We start from the raw sequence: 20,165 nt of genomic DNA on the forward strand, positions 1-20,165 counted from the left end.
CCGCCGACGGCCCGGAGCACTCCGGGCCGTCGGCGTTTCGGGATTTAAAATCAGCTCGCGAGCCGCGCGGCCAGCAGGGCTTCCAGCGCGCGCTGGTCGGCGGCGAACTTGCGGATGCCCTCGGCCAGCTTGTCGCTGGCCATCGCGTCCTCGTTGTGCTGCCAGCGGAAGTCAGCTTCAGCCAGCGCCGGCGGCGCGGGCGTCGTCGTCTCCGGTGCGCGCAAGGCCACGGGCACCTCGCCTTCGTCGCCGGCCAGCTGCTCGAGCAGCTCGGGGGCGATGGTCAGGCGGTCGCAGCCGGCCAGCGCCAGCACCTGCCCGGTGTTGCGGAAGCTGGCGCCCATCACCACGGTGCGGTAGCCGTGCTGCTTGTAGTGCTGCCAGATGCGCCGCACCGACTGCACGCCAGGATCCTCCTCGGGCGTCGCCGGTGCGGGCAGGCCGCGGGCGAGGTGCCAGTCGAGGATGCGGCCGACGAACGGCGAGATCAGGAATACCCCGGCATCCGCGCAGGCGCGCGCCTGCGCGAACGAGAACAGCAGGGTGAGGTTGCAGGCGATGCCCTCGCGCTCCAGCCGCTCGGCGGCGCGGATGCCCTCCCAGGTCGCCGCGATCTTGATCAGCAGGCGCTCGGTGCCGATGCCGGCATCGGCATACAGCTGCACCAGCCGCCGCGCCTTGGCGATGGTGGCCTCGGTATCGAAGCTTAGGCGCGCATCGACCTCGGTGGATACCCGCCCCGGGATCAGCTTGAGGATCTCCGCGCCGATCGCCACCGCGAGCCGGTCGCAGGCATCGCCTAGGCGGTCCTCGGCACCCGCCTGCGCCAGCGCCGCCTGCACCAGCGGCGCGTACGCCGGCAGCGCGGCCGCCTTCAGCAGCAGGGACGGATTGGTGGTGGCATCCATCGGCGCATAGCGGGCGATGGCCTCGATATCGCCGGTGTCGGCGACCACGGTGGAATGCTGGCGAAGCTGGTCGAGTCGGGAAGTCACGGATGGAGGTCTGCGTGTGCGTCGGAACCGGCGATTGTCGCGCATCGCGCCGCGCGCGGTCAGTACAGGTCGGCCGGGTCCACGTCCAGCGACCAACGCACCCGGCGCGCCTCCGGCAGCGCGTACAGCACCGGCATCACCGCCTGCAGCGCTACGTGCAGCGGGGCGCGCGCGTTCGCACACAGCACCAGCTGCGCGCGCACGTGGCCGGCGCGGCGCGGCATCGGCGCCGGCAGCGGGCCGGCGACTTCCAGCGCGAAGCCCTGCAGCGCCTGCCGCGCCGCCTGCAGGAACTGCTGCGGCGGTTCGGCATGGCGCGCTTCCGCGCGCAGCAAGGCCATGTGCGCGAACGGCGGCAACCCGGCGGCCTCGCGCAGCGCCAGCTCGGCCTGCGCGAACGCGGGATAGCCGCCGCGCAGCAGGGTTTGCAGCAGCGGGTGTTCGGGATGGTGGGTCTGCACCAGCACCTCGCCCGCGCGCGCGGCGCGTCCGGCGCGGCCGGACACCTGCACCAGCAGCTGCGCCAGCTTCTCGCCGCTGCGGAAATCGGCCGAGAACAGGCCTTCGTCGATCCCGACCACCACCACCAGGGTCAGGTTCGGCAGGTCGTGGCCCTTGGCCAGCATCTGGGTGCCGACCAGGATGCCCGGGCGCGTGCCGAGCGCGTCGAAATGCCGCTGCAGGGCATCGCGGTGGCCGGTGCTGCCACGGTCGATGCGCAGCACCGGCACGTCCGCAAAGCGCGCCTGCAGCGCCTCCTCGATGCGTTCGGTGCCGTTGCCCTGCGGCTGCAGGGCGAGGCTGGCGCAGTCCGGGCAGGCCGGCGGCGCAGGCTTGCGATACCCGCAGTGGTGGCATTGCAGGCGCTTGCCCTGTGCATGCACGGTCATCGGCATCGGCCGCTCCTCGCTGCTGCAGCGCGGGCAGTGCGCGCTCCAGCCGCAGTCGTGGCACAGCAGCACCGGCGCGTAGCCGCGGCGGTTGCGGAACACCAGCACCTGGCCACCAGCAGCCAGGGCAGATGCGATCGCCTCCAGCGCCTGCGGCGACAGTCCGGCCTGCAGCGGGCGCTTGCGCACGTCCACCACCCGCACCGGCGGCGGCTGCGCGGCACCCGCGCGCTGGCGCAGGCGCAGGTGCACGTAGCGCCCGGCTTGCGCGTTGTGCAGGCTTTCCAGCGACGGGGTGGCGCTACCCAGCACCACCGGCACGCCCAGCGCGCGCGCGCGCACCAGTGCGAAATCGCGGGCCTGGTAGCGGATGCCGTCGAACTGCTTGTAGCTGCCGTCGTGCTCCTCGTCGACCACCACCAGCCCCGGCTCCGGCAGCGGCACGAACACCGCCGAGCGGGTGCCGACGATCACCCGCGCCTGCCCGCGCGCGGCCGCCAGCCAGGCCGCGGCGCGCTCGCCATCGCCCAGCCCGGAATGCAGCGCCAGCACCGACACTCCGAGGCGGTCGCGGAAGCGCGCCAGCATCTGCGGGGTCAGGCCGATCTCCGGCACCAGCACCAAGGCCTGCCGGCCGCGGGCCAGGCAGGCGGCGATCGCCTGCAGATAGACCTCGGTCTTGCCGCTGCCGGTGACGCCCTCCAGCAGGAAGGGGGTGAAGCCCTGGGCCGCGGTGATCGCCGCGATCGCCGCCTGCTGCTCGGGATTGGGCGAGAACGCTGCCGTCCGAGGCGCCGGCGCGGGCGCATCCGGCAGCACGATCCGCGCGACCAGCCCGCGCTCGCGCAGACGCCGCAGCGGCGCGCGCCAGCCGGGCAGGGTGGCATCCAGCCAGTCCTCGTCGCGCGGATCGACCAACTGCTCGGCCAACGCCCGCGGCTTGCCCGCGCGCAGGCCCGGCAACGCGGTGCGCCCAGCCTCGCTAAGCACCCAGCCATGACGGGTGGTGTCCGGCAGCGGCTCACCGCGGCGTAGCGCCGCCGGTAGCGCGGTGGCCAGCACCTCGCCCACCGGCGCGTGCAGATAGCCGGCCAGCCAGCGCAGGCTGGCCAGCAGTTCGCCGTGCAGCAGCGGCGCTGGATCAGGCAAGGCCAGTGCGGCCCGCAGCTCCACCCCGGGCGCGGCCTCGCCGTGGCCCAGCACCACCCCACACAGCTCGCGGCTGCCGAACGGCACCCGCACCCGCTGCCCGACCGCGACCTCCGCCGCGGCGATCCCCGGCGGCGGCAGGTAGTCGAACAGGCGCGGCAGCGGCACCGGCAGCGCCACCTGCAGGGTCGGGACGGGAACAGGCATCGGCCCAGTCTAGCGCCGCCACCCGGCGCACGCCCCGCGCCATCAGCGGCCTGATGCGCGCCGGTGTCAAGGCGAGCTTGCCGGGCATAGCTTCACGCGGAATCACCAAAAGCGCGCAAGCTCTTGTTTCCGATGGCAAACATTCCTTATCCACATCGCCTGTGGATAAGCTTGTGCATACGACCGGGAGCGGGTCGCGCAGGGCGCGGATTCAAAGGCCCGCAGGGCTCTGGTCAAAAAATCGCCACACGCGGCAACCCTTTTCGAAACAGGCACTTGCACGTGGAACACCAAGAGTCTGAACGGACGTTCAGGCGTGGAACCGGGCATGTGAAGGCATTTTTACGGCTGTGCACAACTGAGTTGCCCACAGCCCGCGCCATTGCTTGCGGAGCCTTGCGGTGGGCACCTGTCAAGCCTCTCGTCGGGCCCGGCCGGGGCTAAGATGGGGCGTGCCCGCGCGCCTGCCATGACCCCGTCTTCCCCGCCCGCGACCCCTGCGGCGGTCACCGCGTTCCTGCGCGGGGTGGATCGCCGCGCGCGCCTGCTGGCGCGGGTGCAGGCCGGCGACGAGGAGGCCGCGCGGCGTGCGCTGGCGGTCGCCACCCGGGTGTTCGCCGGCGATGCCGCCGGCTGGCCGATGTCGCAATGGCCGCTGCAGTTCTGGCGGCTGCTGCTGTCGGTGCCGGCGATGGGCCGCGGCGTCGCGCGCCCGGCGGCCGGCCCGCTGCCGGGGATCGCGCGCCTGCCACCGCCCGCCCGCGCCGCGGTGCTGCTGCACCTGGTGGCCGGGCTGGAAGATGCCGATGCCGCCGCCGCGCTCGATCTCCCCGTCGCGGCCTACCAAGGCCGCATCCGCGACGCCCTGCCTCGGGACGCGCTGGGCCAGCCCGATCTCGACGTGTGGCGGGCCTGGAGCGCCGCGGTCAAGCGCACGCTGGATGCACTGCCGGACACCGCGCCCACACCGCTCGAAGCAGCACTGCCCGCACCCGCCACCGCGGACCACACGGCGCGCCGCCGCCTGCGCTGGCTGTGGCTGGGCGTGCTGCTGTGTGCACTGGCGCTGGCCGCCACTTACCTGCTGCAACCGGGCACGCGCGCGGCGATCGACGCCTGGCGCCAGCGCGTGCAGGTGCAATCGCTGCCGCCGGCGGACCCACCGAAAGCCCGCTTCGATCCCGCCGACCCGGCGCTGCAGCCGGATCGCGCCCTGCTGCTGGCCCCGCGCGAACTCGCGCTGGCGCGCCGGCTTCCGCTGCTGGCCTGGCTGGCCGCCGATGCCGCGGCGCTGCCGCCCGCCGATCCCGCCGCCGATCCCGCCGTCGCCCCTGCGGCCATCGACCTCCCACCCGACGCTGCCGAACTCGCCCGGCGCACGCAGGCATGGGAACGTTTGGCCCCGGCCGCGCGCGCGCAGGCACGCGCTGCGTGGGCCGACTGGCAGGCCCTGCCCGAATCCGAGCGCACGCAGCTGCGCGCGATCGCCGCCCACTTCGACGCCCTGCCCGCACCCGAGCAGCAGGCGCTGCAGGCGCGCTACGCGCAGCAGCCGTTCGATGCCCACCGCGGCTGGCACCTCGGCCCGCGCCTGGGCCGCGACTGGCCGCGGATCGCCCCGCTGTTCGCATTCGTGGACGCCGGCGAACGCGCGGCCCTGCTGCAGCTGCTGCGCGAACTGAGCGGCGACGACCTCGAGGCCCTGGCGCGGCTGGCCCAGACCACCCCGCCGCAGGCCCGTGCCACGCTGCGCCGCACCCTGCTGGCGGAACCACCCACCCGCCGCTCGGCATGGCTGCAGGCGCAGCTGCAGCGCTGAGCGTCTCGTCGCCGGCCTACATCGACACCAGCCCGATCATCGCCGCGGCGGAGACGGCGCAGGCCAGCAGCACCGAATACACGCCGCCCAGCACGCCGAACTTCAGCAGCGTCATCGGCCAGCCCTGCGCGTACACCCGCTTCTGCATCAGCAGCAGGTACACCGGCATCCACAGCAGCAGCAGGCCTTCGATCCAGTCGAACACGCCGTTGAGCCAGCTGCCCTCGGGCGCGAAGGTCTCGGCCGGGACGTGCGCCAGCAGCATCAGCAGCAGCGACAGGCACAGGAAGGCGTGGCTGTGCAGGGCCACGATCAGGTGCTCCATGTACAGCCGGCGCTGGAACAGATAGGCCAGCTTCAGCAGCAAGGCGAACACCGGCACCAGCACGAACAGGGTGGACGGGATGGCGCTGAGCACCGCGTCCTTGAACGCGCCGGGATCGTTCTTGAGGCGCGCGATGTTGTCGCTGGCGCGATGGGCCTGTTCGTTGAGCCAGTGGTTGGCGAAGCCCGGCAGCCAGCCGATCGCGATGGGATGCTGCGCGGCATCCCAGCGCTCGCCGTTGATCATCAGCCCACCGTCGCCGGAAGCCGCCGGCGGCGCGGCGGGCGTCGCCTGCGGGGCAGCCCCGGTGCCGGCATCCGTGCCTGCCCCGGTGCCCGACGCAGGCGCGGCGGGTGCGGCGCGCTGCAGTTTGCGGATGCGCGCGCTGGCGGCCTCGCGCACCGCCTGCTCGGCGGTGGCGATCCCGGCCATGCCGAGCGCGGCCGGCGTGCCCTGCATCTGCTTGCGCGCCGCCTCCAGTTCCTGCAAGCGCGCATCGCGCAGGCGCTCCACCTCCTGCACGCTGGTGGCCTGCAGGATCGGGTCGGCGGCGTCCAGTCCGGTGGTGGTGGTGTTCACCTGCACCGTCAGGCGCGCCACGAAGAACGCCAGCACCGCGAGGAAGAAGAACAGCCGGAACGGGGTGACGTAGCGCACCTGGCGTCCGGCCAGGTATTCCAGGGTGAGGAAGCCGGGGCGGGTGAACAGCGGGCGCAGGGTGCGCAGGATGCGCGCATCGAAATCGAACACGCTGTCGAGCAGGTCGCCGAACACGCTGCCCAGCGGCCGCATCAGGCCTTTCACCGGCTGCCCGCAGGCGTGACAGTGCGGGCCCAGCAGGGCGACCCCGCAGTTGCGGCAGGACGGCGGCGCGGGCGCCGCGGCGGGCGCGGGATCGTCGGAGGCGGTCATGCCGGTAGAATGGCAGGCCGCGCGGCGCACGCGCCAGTGCGCACCGCCAGACCTCGCCCCCCATGCCTTCCACGTTCTCCCGCCTCCGCCACGATGCGGCCCTGACCGCGCGCCTGGCCGCGCCGCTGGCGGCCGGGCATCTTTCGCACGGGCTGGTGGGCCTGATCGACACCGTGGTCGCCGGCCACCACGGCACCGCCACCCTGGCCGCGGTGGCGGTGGGCGCGGCCCTGTTCTGGCTGCCGATGCTGGCGCCGATGGGCACGCTGATGGCGCTGCCACCGTCGGTGTCGCAGCTGGACGGCGGCGGCCGCCGCACGGAGATCGGCCCGCTGTTCCGCCAGGCGCTGTGGCTGGCGGCACTGCTGGGGGTGCTGCTGCTTGCGCTGCTCTCGCTGCTGCCGCTGGCGCTGCGGCCGATGGGCATCGCGCCCGACATCGTGCCCGGCGCGACCGCCTTCCTGCACGCGATCCGCTGGGGCATCCCCGGCTTCACCCTGTACCTGACCCTGCGCTACCTCAGCGATGGCCTGCACTGGTCGCTGCCGACCATGGTGGTGGGGTTCGGCGGGTTGCTGCTGCTGGCGCCGGTGGGCTACGTGCTGACCAATGGCCTGCTGGGCCTGCCGGCGCTGGGCGCCGCGGGCGTGGGCATCGCCTCGGCGCTGATGTTCTGGCTGCAGGCGCTGGCGCTGGCGCTGTACCTGCACCGCGCGCGCCGGTTCGCCGACCTCGCCCTGTTCGCGCACTGGGAGCCGCCACGCTGGGCGGTGATCGCCGGCCTGCTGCGCACCGGGCTGCCGATCGGGGTGACGGTGACCATGGAGGGCGGGCTGTTCGCGGCCACCGCGCTGCTGATCGGGCGTCTGGGCGAAGTGCCTGCCGCCGCGCACCAGATCGCGCTGAACGTGGCCTCGCTGTGCTTCATGGTCCCGTTCGGGCTGGCCGAGGCCACCACCGTGCGGGTGGGCCACGCGCTCGGCCGCGGCGACCGCGAGGGCGTGCGCCGCGCCGCGTTCGCCGGGTTCGCGCTGGCGCTGGCCACCCAGGCCTGCTCGGCGCTGCTGATGCTGCTGGGGCACACCGCCATCGCCGGGCTGTACAGCGCCGACCCCGCGGTGGTGGCGCTGGCCGGCAGCCTGCTGCTGTACGCGGCGCTGTTCCAGTTCCCGGACGGCATCCAGGTGGTCTCCGCCGGCGCCCTGCGCGGGTTGAAGGACACCCGGATTCCGATGTGGCTGGCGACGCTGGCCTACTGGGGCATCGGCATGCCGGTGGGCGCCGGGCTGGGGCTGGCGCTGGGCTGGGGCGCACCCGGCATGTGGCTGGGCCTGACCGCCGGCCTGAGCGTGGCCGCCGTGCTGCTGCTGCGGCGCTTCCTGCGCAGCAGCCAGCGCATCCCCATTCCCCCGCCTGCGCCGTCGGTCAGGGTGACCGATGCCGGATGATTCCCCGCGCCCGCCCCGCTAGCATCCCTTTCCATGCCGCGCGCACGCGGCATGTCCCCCACGGAGCAACACCATGACCGAATCGCGCCGCCGCGGCCCCATCGCCCGCCTGATCGTCGGCAGCTGGCAGGCCCTCGATTTCACCCGCCGGCTGATCCTGAACGCATTGTTCCTTTTGGTCTTGCTGATATTGCTGCTGGCGATGCTGGGCAGCGGCCGGCTGGCCCCGCTGCAATCGCGCACCACCCTGGTGTTCGCGCCGCAGGGACGGCTGGTGGAGCAGTACAGCTGCGATGCCTTCAGTCGCGGGCTGGCGCGCGCCACCCGCAGCAACGATTGCCGCGAGGTGCGCCTGCGCGACGCGCTGCGCGCGCTGGACGCCGCGCGCACGGATGCGCGGATCGAGCGGGTGGCGGTATCGCTGGACGAGCTGCAGCCGTCCGGGTTCGCCTCGCTGAACGCGATCGCCGCCAAGCTGGCCGCGATCCGCGCCGCCGGCAAGCAGGTCATCGCCTATGGCGACGGCTATTCGCAAGGGCAGTACCTGCTGGCCGCGCAGGCCAATGAAATCTACCTCGACCCGATGTCCTCCAGCGGAGTGATGCTGGACGGCCTGGCCGCCTACCGCCAGTACTACCGCGAGGCGCTGCAAGACAAGCTCGGCGTGGACATGCACCTGTTCAAGGTCGGCACCTACAAGTCCGCCGCCGAACCCTATGTGCTGGATGCCGCCTCGCCGGCCGCCAAGGAAGCCGACCTGTACTGGATGGGCGACGTGTGGCAGCGCCTGCTGAGCATGATCGGCCGCGCGCGCGGAATCGACCCGGCGCTGCTGCAGCGCTACGCCGACACCCTGCCGGAACAGGTGGTGGCCGCCCGCGGCGACCTGGCGCAGCTGGCCCTGCAGCAGAAGCTGGTGACCGCGCTGAAGACCCGCGACGAAGTGGATGACCTGCTGGCGGAACGCGGCGTGGCCGATGCCGACGCCGACGGCGGCTTTCGCCAGGTCGGGCTGGACACCTACCTGCAGCACCTCGACGGCGCGCTGCCGCAGGCCGACACCCGCCCGCAGGTGGCGGTGGTGGTGGCCGAGGGCGAGATCGCCGGCGGCAACCTGCCGCCCGGCAAGATCGGCGGCGACTCCACCTCGGCCCTGCTGCGGCAGGCGCGCGACGACGACGACGTGAAGGCGGTGGTGCTGCGGGTCAGCTCGCCCGGCGGCGAGGTGTTCGCCTCCGAGCAGATCCGCCGCGAAGTGGCCGCGCTGAAGGATGCGGGCAAGCCGGTGGTGGTATCGATGGGCGACGTGGCCGCCTCCGGCGGCTACTGGATCAGCATGGATGCCGACCGCATCTACGCCGACCCCTCCACCATCACCGGCTCGATCGGCATCTTCGGCCTGTTCCCCACCATCGACCGCACGCTCGGCAAGATCGGCGTGCACACCGACGGCGTCGGCACCGCGCGCTATGCCGGCGCGTTCGACATCACCCGCCCGCTCGACCCGGGCGTGGCCGCCACCGTGCAGGCGGTGATCGACAAGGGCTACCGCGACTTCACCGGCAAGGTGGCCAAGGCCCGCGGCAAGCCCATCGAGCAGATCGACGCGGTCGCGCAGGGCCGGGTGTGGAGCGGCGCGCAGGCCAAGGAGCGCGGGCTGGTGGACGCCTTCGGCGGGCTCGACGAGGCCATCGCCGATGCCGCCGCGCGCGCCAAGCTGGGTGCGCGCGAACGCTGGCAGGTGCGCTACGTGGAACCGAGTACGACCTCGTTCTCGGACTGGCTGGGCGATTTCATGCAGAGCCGCGCCGGGCTGGCCCTGCTGCGCACCAGCGGCGCCGGCGACCTGCTGCTGGCCAGCCGCCTGCATGCCCTGCAGCAGGCCGCCCCGCTGCGTTTCGTGCAGACCGCGCTGGAGCGCCGCGGCCCGGCGCGGGTGACGGCGCTGGCCTACTGCTTCTGCGAACCGCGGTAAGCCCTCCTGCACCCCCTTCTACAGACGCGCCCCGGCATGGTGCGGCAGCAGAAAATCCATCCTCTGCTGGGACTCGAAGAAGAGGCCGCTGATGAAGCCAGGGACGAAGCCGCTTGATCGCCCTGCGATGCGCCCCCTGTCTTCGCGCAGTTTTGGGTTTGACTTGCCCCCATCGCCCCGGCTCAGGCCGGGGCGTTTTCGTTGGCGATCCGTGCGCTGATCCGTTCGGGGAGGGTGCAGAGGAAGGCGCGACGCTCGTCGATGGTGGGCAGGGCGTAGTAGGCCGCCCGATCCTCGGGATGCAGGTCCTCGACGATGCCGCCGATGAGCGGGTCGCTGGTCGGGTCGAGGATCGCCTCGTCCGAGAACAGCGGGATGAGGATGCCGGCCTCGCTGCGGGCCTGGACGGCCTGTGCCCAGGCGGCGGCCTCGGGGCAGGAAAGGTCGTAGGAGATGCCGTAGGAGATGTTCGGAGTGGTGTTCATGGCGTTTGTCGCTCCATAGGTGTTCGCCGCCGGCACGATGCCGGTGCGCCAATTCGGGTTTGCGACAAGCCACGCTCGGCTTGCAGCCAGTATAGCGGCACGAGGATCCCAGCCTGATTGTCGGTTGCGGCGCAACGCGCAATGCAGGCGGACGGCGGGCCGTTCCGGCAGGCCGGGAATCCTTATCGTTATCGGCAGGAACAGAAGCGCGCGAGAAATTTGAAGGATAGCCCGCGGCATACCGCCGCCGCGGCCCTGCTGACACCGTGATGCGAACGGTCAAGCGGTTGTATGCGCGCGCAACGCATTTTCACTGCGCCGCCTGCTCCGCGGCGCGCGCCTGTTCCGCGGCCTGCGCCTGGGTCGCCTGCACCGCGTCGCGCGCGGCGTCCTTGTAGGCATTGGCGGTGGCGGTGATCGGCGAGGGCGGCGCGGCCGCCGCCTTCGGCACCGGCGGGCGCTCGGGATCGGGCGGGGTCGGTTCCGAACAGGCCGCAAGCAACACGGCGAGGACGAACGGCAACGACAGGGCGCGCGACATGGCGGTCTCCGGCGGCGGGCTTGGCCTATCCTACGCCGGTCGTCGCAACGGAGAGCATCGATGCATTCGCCTCGCTGGAGCCTGCACGGGCAACGCGCGCTGGTGACCGGCGCCAGCGCCGGCATTGGCCTGGCCATCTGCCGCGAACTGCTGGGCCTGGGCGCGCAGGTGCTGATGGTGGCGCGCGATGCCGAACTGCTGGAGCAGGCGCGCGCCGAGCTGGAGGACGAGTTCCCCGGCCCCGAGGACGCGGTGCTGGCACTGCCGGCCGACGTCACCGACGACGAACAGCGCGCCGAGATCATCGACTGGGCCGCCGACCAGGGCGGGTTGCACCTGCTGGTCAACAACGCCGGCGGCAACCTCACCCGCCCCGCGCTGGACTACGGCGAGGACCAGTGGCGCGGGATCTTCGAGACCAACCTGTTCTCCGCCTTCGAGCTGTGCCGGCTGGCGCACCCGCTGCTGTCCAAGCACGCGGCATCAAGCATCGTGAATATCGGCAGCGTATCCGGCCTCACCCACGTGCGCAGCGGCGCGCCCTATGGCATGAGCAAGGCGGCGCTGCACCAGATGACCAAGAACCTCGCGGTCGAATGGGCGGAGGACGGCATCCGGGTGAACGCAGTGGCGCCGTGGTACATCCGCACCCGCCGCACCAGCGGCAAGCTGGCCGATCCCGACTACCTGGACGAGGTGCTGCTGCGCACCCCGCTGGGGCGCATTGGCGAACCCGAGGAAGTGGCGGCGGCGGTGGCCTTCCTGTGCCTGCCGGCGGCCAGCTACATCACCGGCGAATGCATCGCGGTGGACGGCGGCTTTTTGCGCTACGGGTTCTAAGCCGGGCGGGCGCGCACCAGCGCATCCACCACCGACGGGTCGGCCAGGGTGCTGGTGTCGCCCAGCTGCTCGGGGGCGTTCTCGGCGATCTTGCGCAGGATGCGGCGCATGATCTTGCCGCTGCGGGTCTTGGGCAGGGCCGGGGCGAACTGGATCGCGTCGGGGGTGGCGATCGGGCCGATTTCGTGGCGCACCCAGGCCACCAGCTCGGCGCGCAGGGCCTCGCTTTCCTGCTCGCCCGCCACCAGGGTGACGTAGGCATAGATGCCCTGGCCTTTGATGTCGTGCGGGAAGCCCACCACCGCGGCCTCGGCCACCTTCGGGTGCGCCACCAGCGCGCTTTCCACCTCGGCGGTGCCGATGCGGTGGCCGGAGACGTTGATCACGTCGTCCACCCGCCCGGTGATCCAGTAATCGCCGTCGGCGTCGCGGCGGCAGCCGTCGCCGGTGAAATAGGTGCCCGGATAGGTCTTGAAGTAGGTGTCGATGAAGCGCTGGTGGTCGCCGTACACCGTGCGCATCTGCCCCGGCCAGGAATCCAGCAGGACGAGATTGCCCTCGCAGGCGCCGTCCAGCTGCACGCCGTTGGCATCCACCAGCGCGGCGCGGATGCCGGGCAGCGGACGGGTGGCCGAGCCGGGCTTGAGCGCCGTGACGCCGGGAATCGGCGAAATCAGGATGCCGCCGGTCTCGGTCTGCCACCAGGTGTCCACGATCGGGCAGCGGCCCTCGCCCACCACCTCGTAATACCAGCGCCAGGCCTCGGGGTTGATCGGTTCGCCCACGCTGCCCAGCAGGCGCAGCGAGGCGCGCGAGGTGCGCTTCACCGGCGCCTCGCCCTCGCGCATCAGGGCGCGGATCGCGGTGGGCGCGGTGTAGAACACGCTGACGCGGTGGCGGTCCACCACCTGCCAGAAGCGCGAGACATCCGGATGGTTCGGCACGCCCTCGAACAGCACCTGGGTGCAGGCGTTGGCCAGCGGGCCGTACACGATGTAGCTGTGGCCGGTGACCCAGCCGACGTCGGCGGTGCACCAGTACACATCGTCCGGCTTGATGTCGAACACCAGCGCGTGGGTATGGCTGGCCCACGCAAGGTAGCCGCCGGTGGTGTGCAGCACGCCCTTCGGCTTGCCGGTGCTGCCGGAGGTGTAGAGGATGAACAGCGGGTCCTCGGCATTCATGCGTTCCGGCTCGCAGGTACGCGGCTGGATATCGACGACCGCATCGAACCAGCGGTCGCGCGGCATCTGCATCGGCACCGCGGCCCCGGTGTGGCGGACCACCAGCACGGTCTCCACGGAATTGGTGCCGGGCAGCTTCAACGCCTCGTCCACGTTCGCCTTCAGCGGCACCTTGCGGCCGCCGCGCAGGCCCTCGTCGGCGGTGATGATGAGCTTGCTGGCGCAGTCGGCGATGCGGTCGGCGATCGACTGCGGGGCGAAGCCACCGAACACCACCGAATGCACCGCGCCGATGCGCGCGCAGGCGAGCATGGCCACCACCGCTTCCGGGATCATCGGCAGGTAGATCGTCACCCGGTCGCCCTTGCCCACGCCGAGGTTGCGCAAGGCATTGCCCAGCTGGCACACGCGCGCGTGCAGTTCGCGGTAGGTGAGGCGGCGCACGGGCGCGGCCGGGTCGTCCGGCTCGCAGATCAGCGCGACCTTGTCGCCGTGCGTGTCGAGGTGGCGGTCCAGGCAGTTCACGCTGGCATTGAGCTCGCCGTCGGCATACCAGCGGATGCGGAAGTCCTTGAGGTCGAAGCTGACGTCCTTGATGACGGTGGGGAAGCGGTACCAGTCCAGCCGCCGCGCCACCCCGGCCCAGAACGCGTCCGGTTCCTGCCCGGCCTGCGCCTCGGCGCGCGCCAGCGCCTCGCGGGTGGTATTGGCCTGGGCCGCGAATGCGGCATCCACCGGGTACACGTCGCTCATCCTTCCGTTCTCCTGCAGGCGCATGCGCGGCCACCCGCGCGGGGGTTTCGAGTGTGCCGCAGGCGGCGGCCCGCGGGGTTGGGCGAATGTTAAACCGCGTGCAACCGCGGCCGCCTCGCCGCGATGGGCTGACTTCCTGCACTGGATCGCAACATTCGCCGGCGCAGGATAGGCCGGTTTCCACACCCACGAGCCGCCCCATGCCCTCCGTTTCCCTCCGCCGTACCCCGCTGGCGATCGCCACCCTGTGCGCCGTCGCCGGCCTGACCCTGGCCGCCTGCAAACCCGCCGAGGCCCCCAAGGCCGCCGCCACGCCGCAGGCCGCGGCCACCCCGGCCGCGAGCCCGTCGATCGGCATCGACCTCGCCGGCATGGACACCTCGGTGGCGCCGGGCGACGACTTCTACGCCTACGCCAACGGCACCTGGCAGAAGACCGCCGAGATCCCCGCCGACCGCAGCAGCACCGGCGTGTTCTACACCGTGTTCGAGAAGGCCGAGAAGCGCCTGGCCGACCTCGTGCAGGGCCTGCAGAAGCAGGACCCGGCCGCCGGCAGCAACGAGCGCAAGATCGCCGACTACTACGCCGCCTACATGGACGAGGCCGGCATCGAGGGCCGCGGCCTGGCGCCGCTGCAGCCGACCCTGGACGCGATCGCCCAGATCAACGACCGCAAGGCGCTCTCGGCCTACCTCGGAAGCACCCTGCGCGCCGACGTGGACCCGATCAACGCCACCAACTACTACACCGAGAACCTGTTCGGCCTGTTCGTGGCCGCCGGCCTCGACGACCCCAGCAAGAACGTCGGCTACCTGCTGCAGGGTGGCCTGGGCATGCCCGACCGCGAGTACTACCTCTCCTCCGATCCGGCGATGGCCAGGAACCGGCAGGCCTACAAGGCCTACATCGCGGCCCTGCTGAAGCAGGCGGGCACGCCGGAAGCCGAGGCGAAGAAGCAGGCGGAGGCGATCTTCGGCCTGGAGCTGCAGATCGCCAAGGCGCAGGCCAGCGTGGTGGACACCCAGGACATCCACAAGGCCAACAACCCCTGGCCCACCGCCGAGCTCGGCAAGCGCGCGCCGGGCATCGACTGGCCGGCCTTCCTCGAGGCCGCGCAGCTGTCCGCGCAGCCGACCCTGGTGGCGTGGCAGCCGGAGGCGGTGAAGAAGCTGTCGGCGCTGGTCGCCAGCGCGCCGCTGCCGGTGTGGAAGGACTACCTGCGCTTCCATGCGATCAGCCACAACGCCTCGCTGCTGCCCAAGGCCTACGCCGACCTGCGCTTCGGCTTCTACGGCACCCAGCTGTCCGGTACCACCCAGCAGCGCGACCGCTGGAAGCGCGCGCTGGCCGCCACCAACGACGCGCTCGGCGACGCCATCGGCCAGCTGTACGTGAAGCAGTACTTCCCGGCCAGCTCCAAGGCGCAGGTGGAGGCGATGGTGGCCAACATCCTGGCCGCGTTCCGCGACGGCGTGGACCAGCTCGCCTGGATGAGCCCGCAGACCAAGGCCGAGGCCAAGCAGAAGGCCGAGAGCATGCGGGTGATGGTCGGCTACCCCGACCATTGGCGCGACTATTCCTCGCTGGAAGTGAAGGCGGACGACGCCCTCGGCAACGCCCAGCGCGCCCAGCTTGCCGAATACCGCCACCAGCTGGCCAAGCTGGGCCAGACCCCGGACCGCGGCGAGTGGTGGATGACCCCGCAGACGGTGAACGCGGTGAACCTGCCGCTGCAGAACGCGATGAACTTCCCGGCCGCGATCCTGGAGGCGCCGTTCTTCGACCCGCACGCGGACGCCGCCGCGAACTACGGCGCGATCGGCGCGGTGATCGGCCACGAGATCAGCCACGGCTTCGACAACCTCGGCGCCGAGTTCGACGCCCAGGGCCGCCTGCACAACTGGTGGACGCCGGAGGACGCGGCCCACTTCAAGGCCGCCACCGAGAAGCTGGTCAAGCAGTACGACGCCTACGAGGTGCTGCCGGGCCTGCACATCAACGGCCAGCAGACGCTGGGCGAGAACATCGCCGACGTGGCCGGCCTGCAGGCGGCGCTGGCGGCCTACCACAAGTCGCTGGGCGGCAAGCCGGCGCCGGTGATCAATGGCCTCACCGGCGACCAGCGCTTCTTCATCGCCTTCGCCCAGGCCTGGCGCACCAAGATGCGCGATCCCGCCCTGCGCGCGCAGGTGGTCGGCAACGAGCACGCGCCCGGCCCGTGGCGCGCGCTGACCGTGCGCAACCTGGACGGCTGGTACCCGACCTTCGACGTGAAGGACGGCCAGAAGCTGTACCTGGCCCCGGAGGCGCGGGTGAAGATCTGGTAAGCGGCCACGCCCGCTGCGGTTCCCCGGACGCCGGCCTCGCGCCGGCGTCCGGCTGTCCGGGGCCGGCGCGCGCACCGCGACGTATTCACCCGCAAACGAAAACGCCCGGCACGGGGCCGGGCGTTCCGGGTCACGCGTGGGCGTGGCTCAGAGCGGTCGGACCTGCTCGGCCTGCATGCCCTTCTGGCCCTTCACGGCCACGTAGGAGACCTTCTGGCCTTCCTGCAGGGACTTGAAGCCCGAGGTTTCGATCGAGCGGAAGTGGACGAACAGGTCGTCGCCACCGCCATCCTGGGTGATGAAGCCAAAGCCCTTGGCATCGTTGAACCACTTCACGGTACCGGTTTCGGTATTGGACATCGCAATTGCTCCTTGTAACGGATGAAGCCGCGGGTGCGGCGGGAACGCTGGCGCCAAGGAGAATTGAGAAGCGGGTGCAACGATGCAGAGGAACGAGCGACTGCAACATCAGGCCACGATTCAAGGTGACCCTTGTCATTCAGCCCGGCCACGGTAGGGGCATCCGGGCCGGAAAGCAAACCGGCGCACGGACGCCGTTCAGGCAACCGCGTGCGCCGGAGGCGCGGAAACGCCCGCAAACGACGGCTCAGCGCGGCGGCGCGGCCAGTTCACGGGCGTCGAGATAGCCGTCGTGGTTGGCGTCCTGGCGATGGAAGCGTTCGGCCAACTGCGCGCGATGCGCCGCGCGGGTGAGCGCCCGGCCCTTGCCGCCCGGCAGCTCGTCCGCCTGCAGCACGCCGTCGCGGTTGCGGTCCATGCGATCGAAGGCGTAGCCCATCCAGGTCAGGTATTCGTCCAGCGACACCCGGCCGTCGCCATCGGCATCCATGCGCGCCAGGTAATCGCCAGCGCCGCGGACCTGCTGCGCATCCGCCGCCAGCGGCAGCAGGGCGGCCAGCAGCGCAGCGGCGCGCCGCATCACGCCTGGACCAGGGCGTAGCCGCGCAGGCGCGCGGCGTACTCCTGCAGCGCGCGCACGCCGCTGGCCTCGGCCTCGGCGCACCAGGCCTGCAGCCGGCGCAGGCGTTCGGCGGCATCGTGGCCGCGGCTTTCCAGCACGTCGGCCAGGCGCCGGCGCTGTTCGAGCAGGCCGCGGATGCGCGGGCGCGCCTCCACCCAGGCCTGCAGCTGCGCGCGCGCGTCCGGCTTCAGCCAGCGGCCGTCGTCGGCGATCCCCTTGCGCAGCTTGCGCGGCAGCAGCGCGCGCAGCTTCGCGCCCGCCGCCGCGGCTTCCTCGCGCAGCGCGGGCGCCAGCACGTTGCGCTGGTAGTCGGTCATGGCCTGGAAGCGGTGTGCCAGCAGCGCCTTCAACGTTTCCGCGTCGGGCATGTGGATGTTCGGGCGCAGGCGCAACGTGGGCGCCACCCGCAACACCCGCGCCAGGCGCAGCGCGGACAGCAGCCGGATCGCGGCCCAGCCGATGTCGAACTCGAACCGGCGCAGCGCGAACTTCGCGCTCGACGGGAATGCGTGGTGGTTGTTGTGCAGCTCCTCGCCACCCACCCACACCGCCCACGGCGTGAGGTTGGTGGCGGTGTCGGTGGTCTCGAAGTTGCGGTAGCCCCACCAGTGGCCGAGGCCGTTGATGACGCCGGCCGCCCAGAACGGGATCCACGCCATCTGGATCGCCCACGCGGCCACGCCCTTGAAGCCGAACAGGACGAAACTCACGGCCAGCAGCAGGACCACGCCGGCATTGGCGAAGCGCGTGTAGAGATGATGCTCGATCCAGTCGTCCGGGCAGCCCTTGCCGTACTGCTCGATGTCCTCGCGGTTCAGCCGCGCGGCGCGGTAGAGGTCGGCGCCGCGCCAGAACACGGTGCCGATGCCCTTGTGCATGGGGCTGTGCGGGTCGTCCTCGGTCTCGCACTTGGCGTGGTGCTTGCGGTGGATCGCCGCCCACTCCCTGGTGATCATCGAGGTGGTCAGCCACGACCAGAACCGGAAGAAATGCGTCACCACCGGATGGAAGTCCACCGCGCGGTGGGCCTGGCTGCGGTGCAGGTACAGGGTGACGGTGAAGATGGTGACCTGGGTGGCGATGAGCAGATACAGCAGCATTTCCCACCAGCCCAGCTGGAGCAGGCCGCCGGCGAGGAAATCGATCAGGGACGTGGACATCGGATGGCTCGGGGGACATGGGCGCGGATGCGCCAGCGCATGATGCCACGGCGGCGCCGACTCTCCCCGGCCGCGCGTCAGCCCGGGTTCACCGCGATCGTGCCGTTGCTGCGCAGGAGCGCGTTGATTTCCGCGATGATCTCGTCCAGCGAGTCCTCGCCATACCCACGGTGGTTGGCGGCGATCCGGCCTTCGCGATCGATGATCCACAGGCTGGGATAGCCGGTGACGGCATAGCGATCGGCGATGCGGCCATCGCTATCGCGGGCCTGCAGCAGCCGGTAGCCCTTCATCTGCCGCATCATCACCCGGTAGTCCTCGGGAGTGTCCTTCACGTTCACCGCCACCACCTGCAGCAGGTCTTCGGCGTGCCGCTGCAGCGAATCCAGCACCGGCAGCTCCTTGAGGCAGTAGGTGCACCAGGACGCCCAGAAGGTGACCACGACGATTCGTCCGCGGAACTGTTCAAGGCTGACCGGCGTTCCATCGCGGGCCTTGCCCAGCGCGGCCGGCGCAGGCTGTCCCACCTCGGGCCCGGCGGCATACGCCAGGCCGCAAACCATCAAAAGCAGCAGGGCAATGAACGCGTGTCGCACCGTGGATCCTCCCCGATCCAGCCGATTCCGGCGGCACTATACCCAATCATTGCGAGAATGCCCCCATGCCCGAACTCCCCGAAGTCGAGACCACCCGCCGCGGGCTACTGCCGCACGTGGCCGGACGCACGGTCGAGCACGTGCGCCTGCGCCGCGCCGACCTGCGCTGGCCGATCCCGCCCGAGATCGAGGCCCTGCTGCCGGGGCAGCGGATCGCGGCCATCCGCCGGCGCGCCAAGTACCTGCTGCTGGACACCGCCGCCGGCAGCGCGCTGCTGCACCTGGGCATGTCCGGCAGCCTGCGGGTGCTACCCGCCGATACCCCGGTGCGCGCGCACGACCACGTGGACCTCGCGCTGGACTCCGGCCAGGTGCTGCGCTTCAACGATCCGCGCCGGTTCGGCTGCCTGCTGTGGCAGGCGCCAGGCGAAACCCACCCGCTGCTGGCCGGGCTCGGCCCGGAGCCGCTGGAGGACGCCTTCGACGGCGACTACCTGTTCGCGCGCAGCCGCGGCCGCAGCGCCCCGGTCAAGGCCTTCCTGATGGACCAGGCGGTGGTGGTCGGGGTCGGCAACATCTACGCCACCGAGGCGCTGTTCCTGGCCGGCATCTCGCCCCTGCGCGCGGCCGGCAAGGTGTCGCGCGCGCGCTACGCCGCACTGGCGCGGGAAGTGAAGGCGATCCTGAGCCACGCGATCACGCGCGGCGGCACCACCCTGCGCGACTTCCTCAGTCCCGACGGCGCCCCCGGCTATTTCGAGCAGGAGCTGCGGGCCTACGGCCGCGGCGGACTGCCCTGCCCGCGCTGCGGCCGCCCGCTGCGCCAGGCCGCCATCGGCCAGCGCACCACCGCCTGGTGCGCGCACTGCCAGCGGTAAGCACGCCGGGACGCGGTGGCGGCGTGCGCGAGGAGCGCGGCGCGCCGCGCACGCCTGCCATTCGCTATAGTGCCGGCGTCCCCCGACACCCTCTGTTCATACAACCGACGATGACCCAAGCCGGCGACATCACCGTCCTGCTGGATGCCGCGCGCGATGGCGACCGCGCGGCGATGGACCGCGTGCTCGCCACGCTGTACCAGGAACTGCACGGCATGGCCCGGCGCCAGCTGGCCGGCCAGCACCACGGCCACACCCTGGACGCCACCGCGCTGGTGCACGAGGCCTATCTGAAGCTGGTCGGGCGCGGCAGCGGCAGCGCCCGCTTCGACGACCGCGGCCACTTCTTCGCCTACGCCGCCTCGGCGATGCGCTCGGTGATCGTGGATTACGCGCGCCAGCGCATGGCCCAGAAGCGTGGCGGCGACCTGCACCGGGTCACCGATCTGCCGGAGGAAATCGAGGGCGGGCTGCGGGTGGACGAAGACATGCTGGCCCTGGACGCCGCACTGCAACGCCTGACGGCGGTGGATCCGCGCCTGACCCAGGTGGTGGAACTGCGCTATTTCGCGGGGCTGTCGGAGCTGGAGATCGCGGCCCTGCTGCAGCGCTCCGAGCGCAGCGTGCGCCGCGACTGGCAGAAGGCGCGGATGTTCCTGCTGGCCGCGCTGCAGGAGACGCCCCCGGCCTGACCGCAAG

Annotated in this window: 17 protein-coding genes; 7 read left to right on the forward strand and 10 right to left on the reverse strand. The window is 71.6% G+C overall.

What is annotated here, in order from left to right; all coding sequences use genetic code 11:
- Positions 1-50: 50 nt before the first annotated feature.
- Positions 51-1,040, reverse strand: coding sequence for a transaldolase (gene tal, locus EDC34_RS10685; protein WP_425477491.1), 990 nt, complete (start codon positions 1,038-1,040; stop codon positions 51-53).
- A gap of 14 nt (positions 1,041-1,054) precedes the next feature.
- On the reverse strand, positions 1,055-3,241 hold the full coding sequence (locus EDC34_RS10690; protein WP_114960776.1) for a primosomal protein N': 2,187 nt from the start codon (positions 3,239-3,241) through the stop codon (positions 1,055-1,057).
- Positions 3,242-3,710: 469 nt separating this feature from the next.
- Between EDC34_RS10690 and EDC34_RS10695 the strand changes: the two genes are divergently transcribed.
- On the forward strand, positions 3,711-5,060 hold the full coding sequence (locus EDC34_RS10695; RefSeq protein ID WP_162797712.1) for a DUF3106 domain-containing protein: 1,350 nt from the start codon (positions 3,711-3,713) through the stop codon (positions 5,058-5,060).
- 16 nt (positions 5,061-5,076) lie between these two features.
- Here the strand turns inward: EDC34_RS10695 and EDC34_RS10700 are convergent, their stop codons facing one another.
- A complete protein-coding gene (locus tag EDC34_RS10700; RefSeq protein ID WP_114960778.1) occupies positions 5,077-6,297 on the reverse strand; it encodes a DUF3667 domain-containing protein in 1,221 nt (406 codons plus the stop codon).
- A 62-nt stretch (positions 6,298-6,359) separates the two neighbouring features.
- Between EDC34_RS10700 and EDC34_RS10705 the strand changes: the two genes are divergently transcribed.
- Both EDC34_RS10705 and sppA read left to right on the forward strand, forming a co-directional pair.
- Positions 6,360-7,745: an MATE family efflux transporter gene (locus EDC34_RS10705; RefSeq protein ID WP_114960779.1), complete on the forward strand. Its 1,386-nt coding sequence runs from the start codon at positions 6,360-6,362 to the stop codon at positions 7,743-7,745.
- 73 nt (positions 7,746-7,818) lie between these two features.
- Positions 7,819-9,720 carry a signal peptide peptidase SppA gene (gene sppA / locus EDC34_RS10710; RefSeq protein WP_114960780.1) on the forward strand — a complete coding sequence of 634 codons (1,902 nt, stop codon included), beginning with the start codon at positions 7,819-7,821 and terminating at the stop codon, positions 9,718-9,720.
- 182 nt (positions 9,721-9,902) lie between these two features.
- On the opposite strand, the gene EDC34_RS10715 is transcribed toward sppA, so the two are convergent.
- Both EDC34_RS10715 and EDC34_RS10720 read right to left on the reverse strand, forming a co-directional pair.
- Positions 9,903-10,205, reverse strand: coding sequence for a hypothetical protein (locus EDC34_RS10715; protein WP_114960781.1), 303 nt, complete (start codon positions 10,203-10,205; stop codon positions 9,903-9,905).
- A gap of 310 nt (positions 10,206-10,515) precedes the next feature.
- The gene (locus EDC34_RS10720) at positions 10,516-10,746 is read right to left on the reverse strand and encodes a hypothetical protein (protein WP_114960782.1); all 231 of its coding nucleotides are present in this window, start codon (positions 10,744-10,746) and stop codon (positions 10,516-10,518) included.
- 60 nt (positions 10,747-10,806) lie between these two features.
- Between EDC34_RS10720 and EDC34_RS10725 the strand changes: the two genes are divergently transcribed.
- A complete protein-coding gene (locus EDC34_RS10725; RefSeq protein ID WP_114960783.1) occupies positions 10,807-11,586 on the forward strand; it encodes an SDR family oxidoreductase in 780 nt (259 codons plus the stop codon).
- Here EDC34_RS10725 and acs read toward each other — a convergent pair.
- Positions 11,583-13,523: an acetate--CoA ligase gene (gene acs, locus EDC34_RS10730; protein ID WP_114960784.1), complete on the reverse strand. Its 1,941-nt coding sequence runs from the start codon at positions 13,521-13,523 to the stop codon at positions 11,583-11,585. The two genes, EDC34_RS10725 and acs, sit on opposite strands and share 4 nt — an antisense overlap.
- Positions 13,524-13,723: 200 nt before the next feature.
- Between acs and EDC34_RS10735 the strand changes: the two genes are divergently transcribed.
- Positions 13,724-15,850 (forward strand): M13 family metallopeptidase, encoded by a 2,127-nt coding sequence (locus tag EDC34_RS10735; protein ID WP_114960785.1) that lies wholly within the window; start codon positions 13,724-13,726, stop codon positions 15,848-15,850.
- A gap of 147 nt (positions 15,851-15,997) precedes the next feature.
- On the opposite strand, the gene EDC34_RS10740 is transcribed toward EDC34_RS10735, so the two are convergent.
- The 4 genes from EDC34_RS10740 to EDC34_RS10755 all read right to left on the reverse strand — a co-directional run bounded on the left by EDC34_RS10740 (position 15,998) and on the right by EDC34_RS10755 (position 18,588).
- Positions 15,998-16,210 (reverse strand): cold-shock protein, encoded by a 213-nt coding sequence (locus EDC34_RS10740; protein WP_114960786.1) that lies wholly within the window; start codon positions 16,208-16,210, stop codon positions 15,998-16,000.
- 247 nt (positions 16,211-16,457) lie between these two features.
- Positions 16,458-16,790: an EF-hand domain-containing protein gene (locus EDC34_RS10745; RefSeq protein ID WP_114960787.1), complete on the reverse strand. Its 333-nt coding sequence runs from the start codon at positions 16,788-16,790 to the stop codon at positions 16,458-16,460.
- On the reverse strand, positions 16,790-17,992 hold the full coding sequence (locus tag EDC34_RS10750) for a DesA family fatty acid desaturase (RefSeq protein ID WP_114960788.1): 1,203 nt from the start codon (positions 17,990-17,992) through the stop codon (positions 16,790-16,792). Before EDC34_RS10750 ends, EDC34_RS10745 begins: the two co-directional genes overlap by 1 nt.
- A 77-nt stretch (positions 17,993-18,069) precedes the next feature.
- Positions 18,070-18,588, reverse strand: coding sequence for a TlpA family protein disulfide reductase (locus EDC34_RS10755; RefSeq protein WP_132982887.1), 519 nt, complete (start codon positions 18,586-18,588; stop codon positions 18,070-18,072).
- Between the two features lie 65 nt (positions 18,589-18,653).
- Between EDC34_RS10755 and mutM the strand changes: the two genes are divergently transcribed.
- Together mutM and EDC34_RS10765 are read left to right on the forward strand one after the other, a co-directional pair.
- Positions 18,654-19,466 carry a bifunctional DNA-formamidopyrimidine glycosylase/DNA-(apurinic or apyrimidinic site) lyase gene (gene mutM, locus EDC34_RS10760; RefSeq protein WP_114960790.1) on the forward strand — a complete coding sequence of 271 codons (813 nt, stop codon included), beginning with the start codon at positions 18,654-18,656 and terminating at the stop codon, positions 19,464-19,466.
- 110 nt (positions 19,467-19,576) lie between these two features.
- Positions 19,577-20,158, forward strand: coding sequence for an ECF-type sigma factor (locus EDC34_RS10765; RefSeq protein ID WP_114960791.1), 582 nt, complete (start codon positions 19,577-19,579; stop codon positions 20,156-20,158).
- Positions 20,159-20,165 lie beyond the last annotated feature (7 nt).

This window comes from Thermomonas haemolytica (genome assembly GCF_004346265.1).
In the GTDB taxonomy this organism is placed as follows: domain Bacteria; phylum Pseudomonadota; class Gammaproteobacteria; order Xanthomonadales; family Xanthomonadaceae; genus Thermomonas; species Thermomonas haemolytica.

Bases quoted from the DNA above. Each gene is read 5' to 3' on its own strand.
- EDC34_RS10725 (WP_114960783.1), top strand. From the start codon at position 10,807: ATGCATTCGCCTCGCTGGAGCCTGCACGGGCAACGCGCGCTGGTGACC.
- EDC34_RS10715 (WP_114960781.1), bottom strand. From the start codon at position 10,205: ATGAACACCACTCCGAACATCTCCTACGGCATCTCCTACGACCTTTCC.
- acs (WP_114960784.1), bottom strand. From the start codon at position 13,523: ATGAGCGACGTGTACCCGGTGGATGCCGCATTCGCGGCCCAGGCCAAT.
- EDC34_RS10700 (WP_114960778.1), bottom strand. From the start codon at position 6,297: ATGACCGCCTCCGACGATCCCGCGCCCGCCGCGGCGCCCGCGCCGCCG.
- EDC34_RS10765 (WP_114960791.1), top strand. From the start codon at position 19,577: ATGACCCAAGCCGGCGACATCACCGTCCTGCTGGATGCCGCGCGCGAT.
- EDC34_RS10740 (WP_114960786.1), bottom strand. From the start codon at position 16,210: ATGTCCAATACCGAAACCGGTACCGTGAAGTGGTTCAACGATGCCAAG.
- EDC34_RS10705 (WP_114960779.1), top strand. From the start codon at position 6,360: ATGCCTTCCACGTTCTCCCGCCTCCGCCACGATGCGGCCCTGACCGCG.
- mutM (WP_114960790.1), top strand. From the start codon at position 18,654: ATGCCCGAACTCCCCGAAGTCGAGACCACCCGCCGCGGGCTACTGCCG.
- tal (WP_425477491.1), bottom strand. From the start codon at position 1,040: ATGCGCGACAATCGCCGGTTCCGACGCACACGCAGACCTCCATCCGTG.
- EDC34_RS10695 (WP_162797712.1), top strand. From the start codon at position 3,711: ATGACCCCGTCTTCCCCGCCCGCGACCCCTGCGGCGGTCACCGCGTTC.
- EDC34_RS10720 (WP_114960782.1), bottom strand. From the start codon at position 10,746: ATGTCGCGCGCCCTGTCGTTGCCGTTCGTCCTCGCCGTGTTGCTTGCG.
- EDC34_RS10750 (WP_114960788.1), bottom strand. From the start codon at position 17,992: ATGTCCACGTCCCTGATCGATTTCCTCGCCGGCGGCCTGCTCCAGCTG.
- EDC34_RS10735 (WP_114960785.1), top strand. From the start codon at position 13,724: ATGCCCTCCGTTTCCCTCCGCCGTACCCCGCTGGCGATCGCCACCCTG.
- EDC34_RS10690 (WP_114960776.1), bottom strand. From the start codon at position 3,241: ATGCCTGTTCCCGTCCCGACCCTGCAGGTGGCGCTGCCGGTGCCGCTG.
- sppA (WP_114960780.1), top strand. From the start codon at position 7,819: ATGACCGAATCGCGCCGCCGCGGCCCCATCGCCCGCCTGATCGTCGGC.
- EDC34_RS10745 (WP_114960787.1), bottom strand. From the start codon at position 16,790: ATGCGGCGCGCCGCTGCGCTGCTGGCCGCCCTGCTGCCGCTGGCGGCG.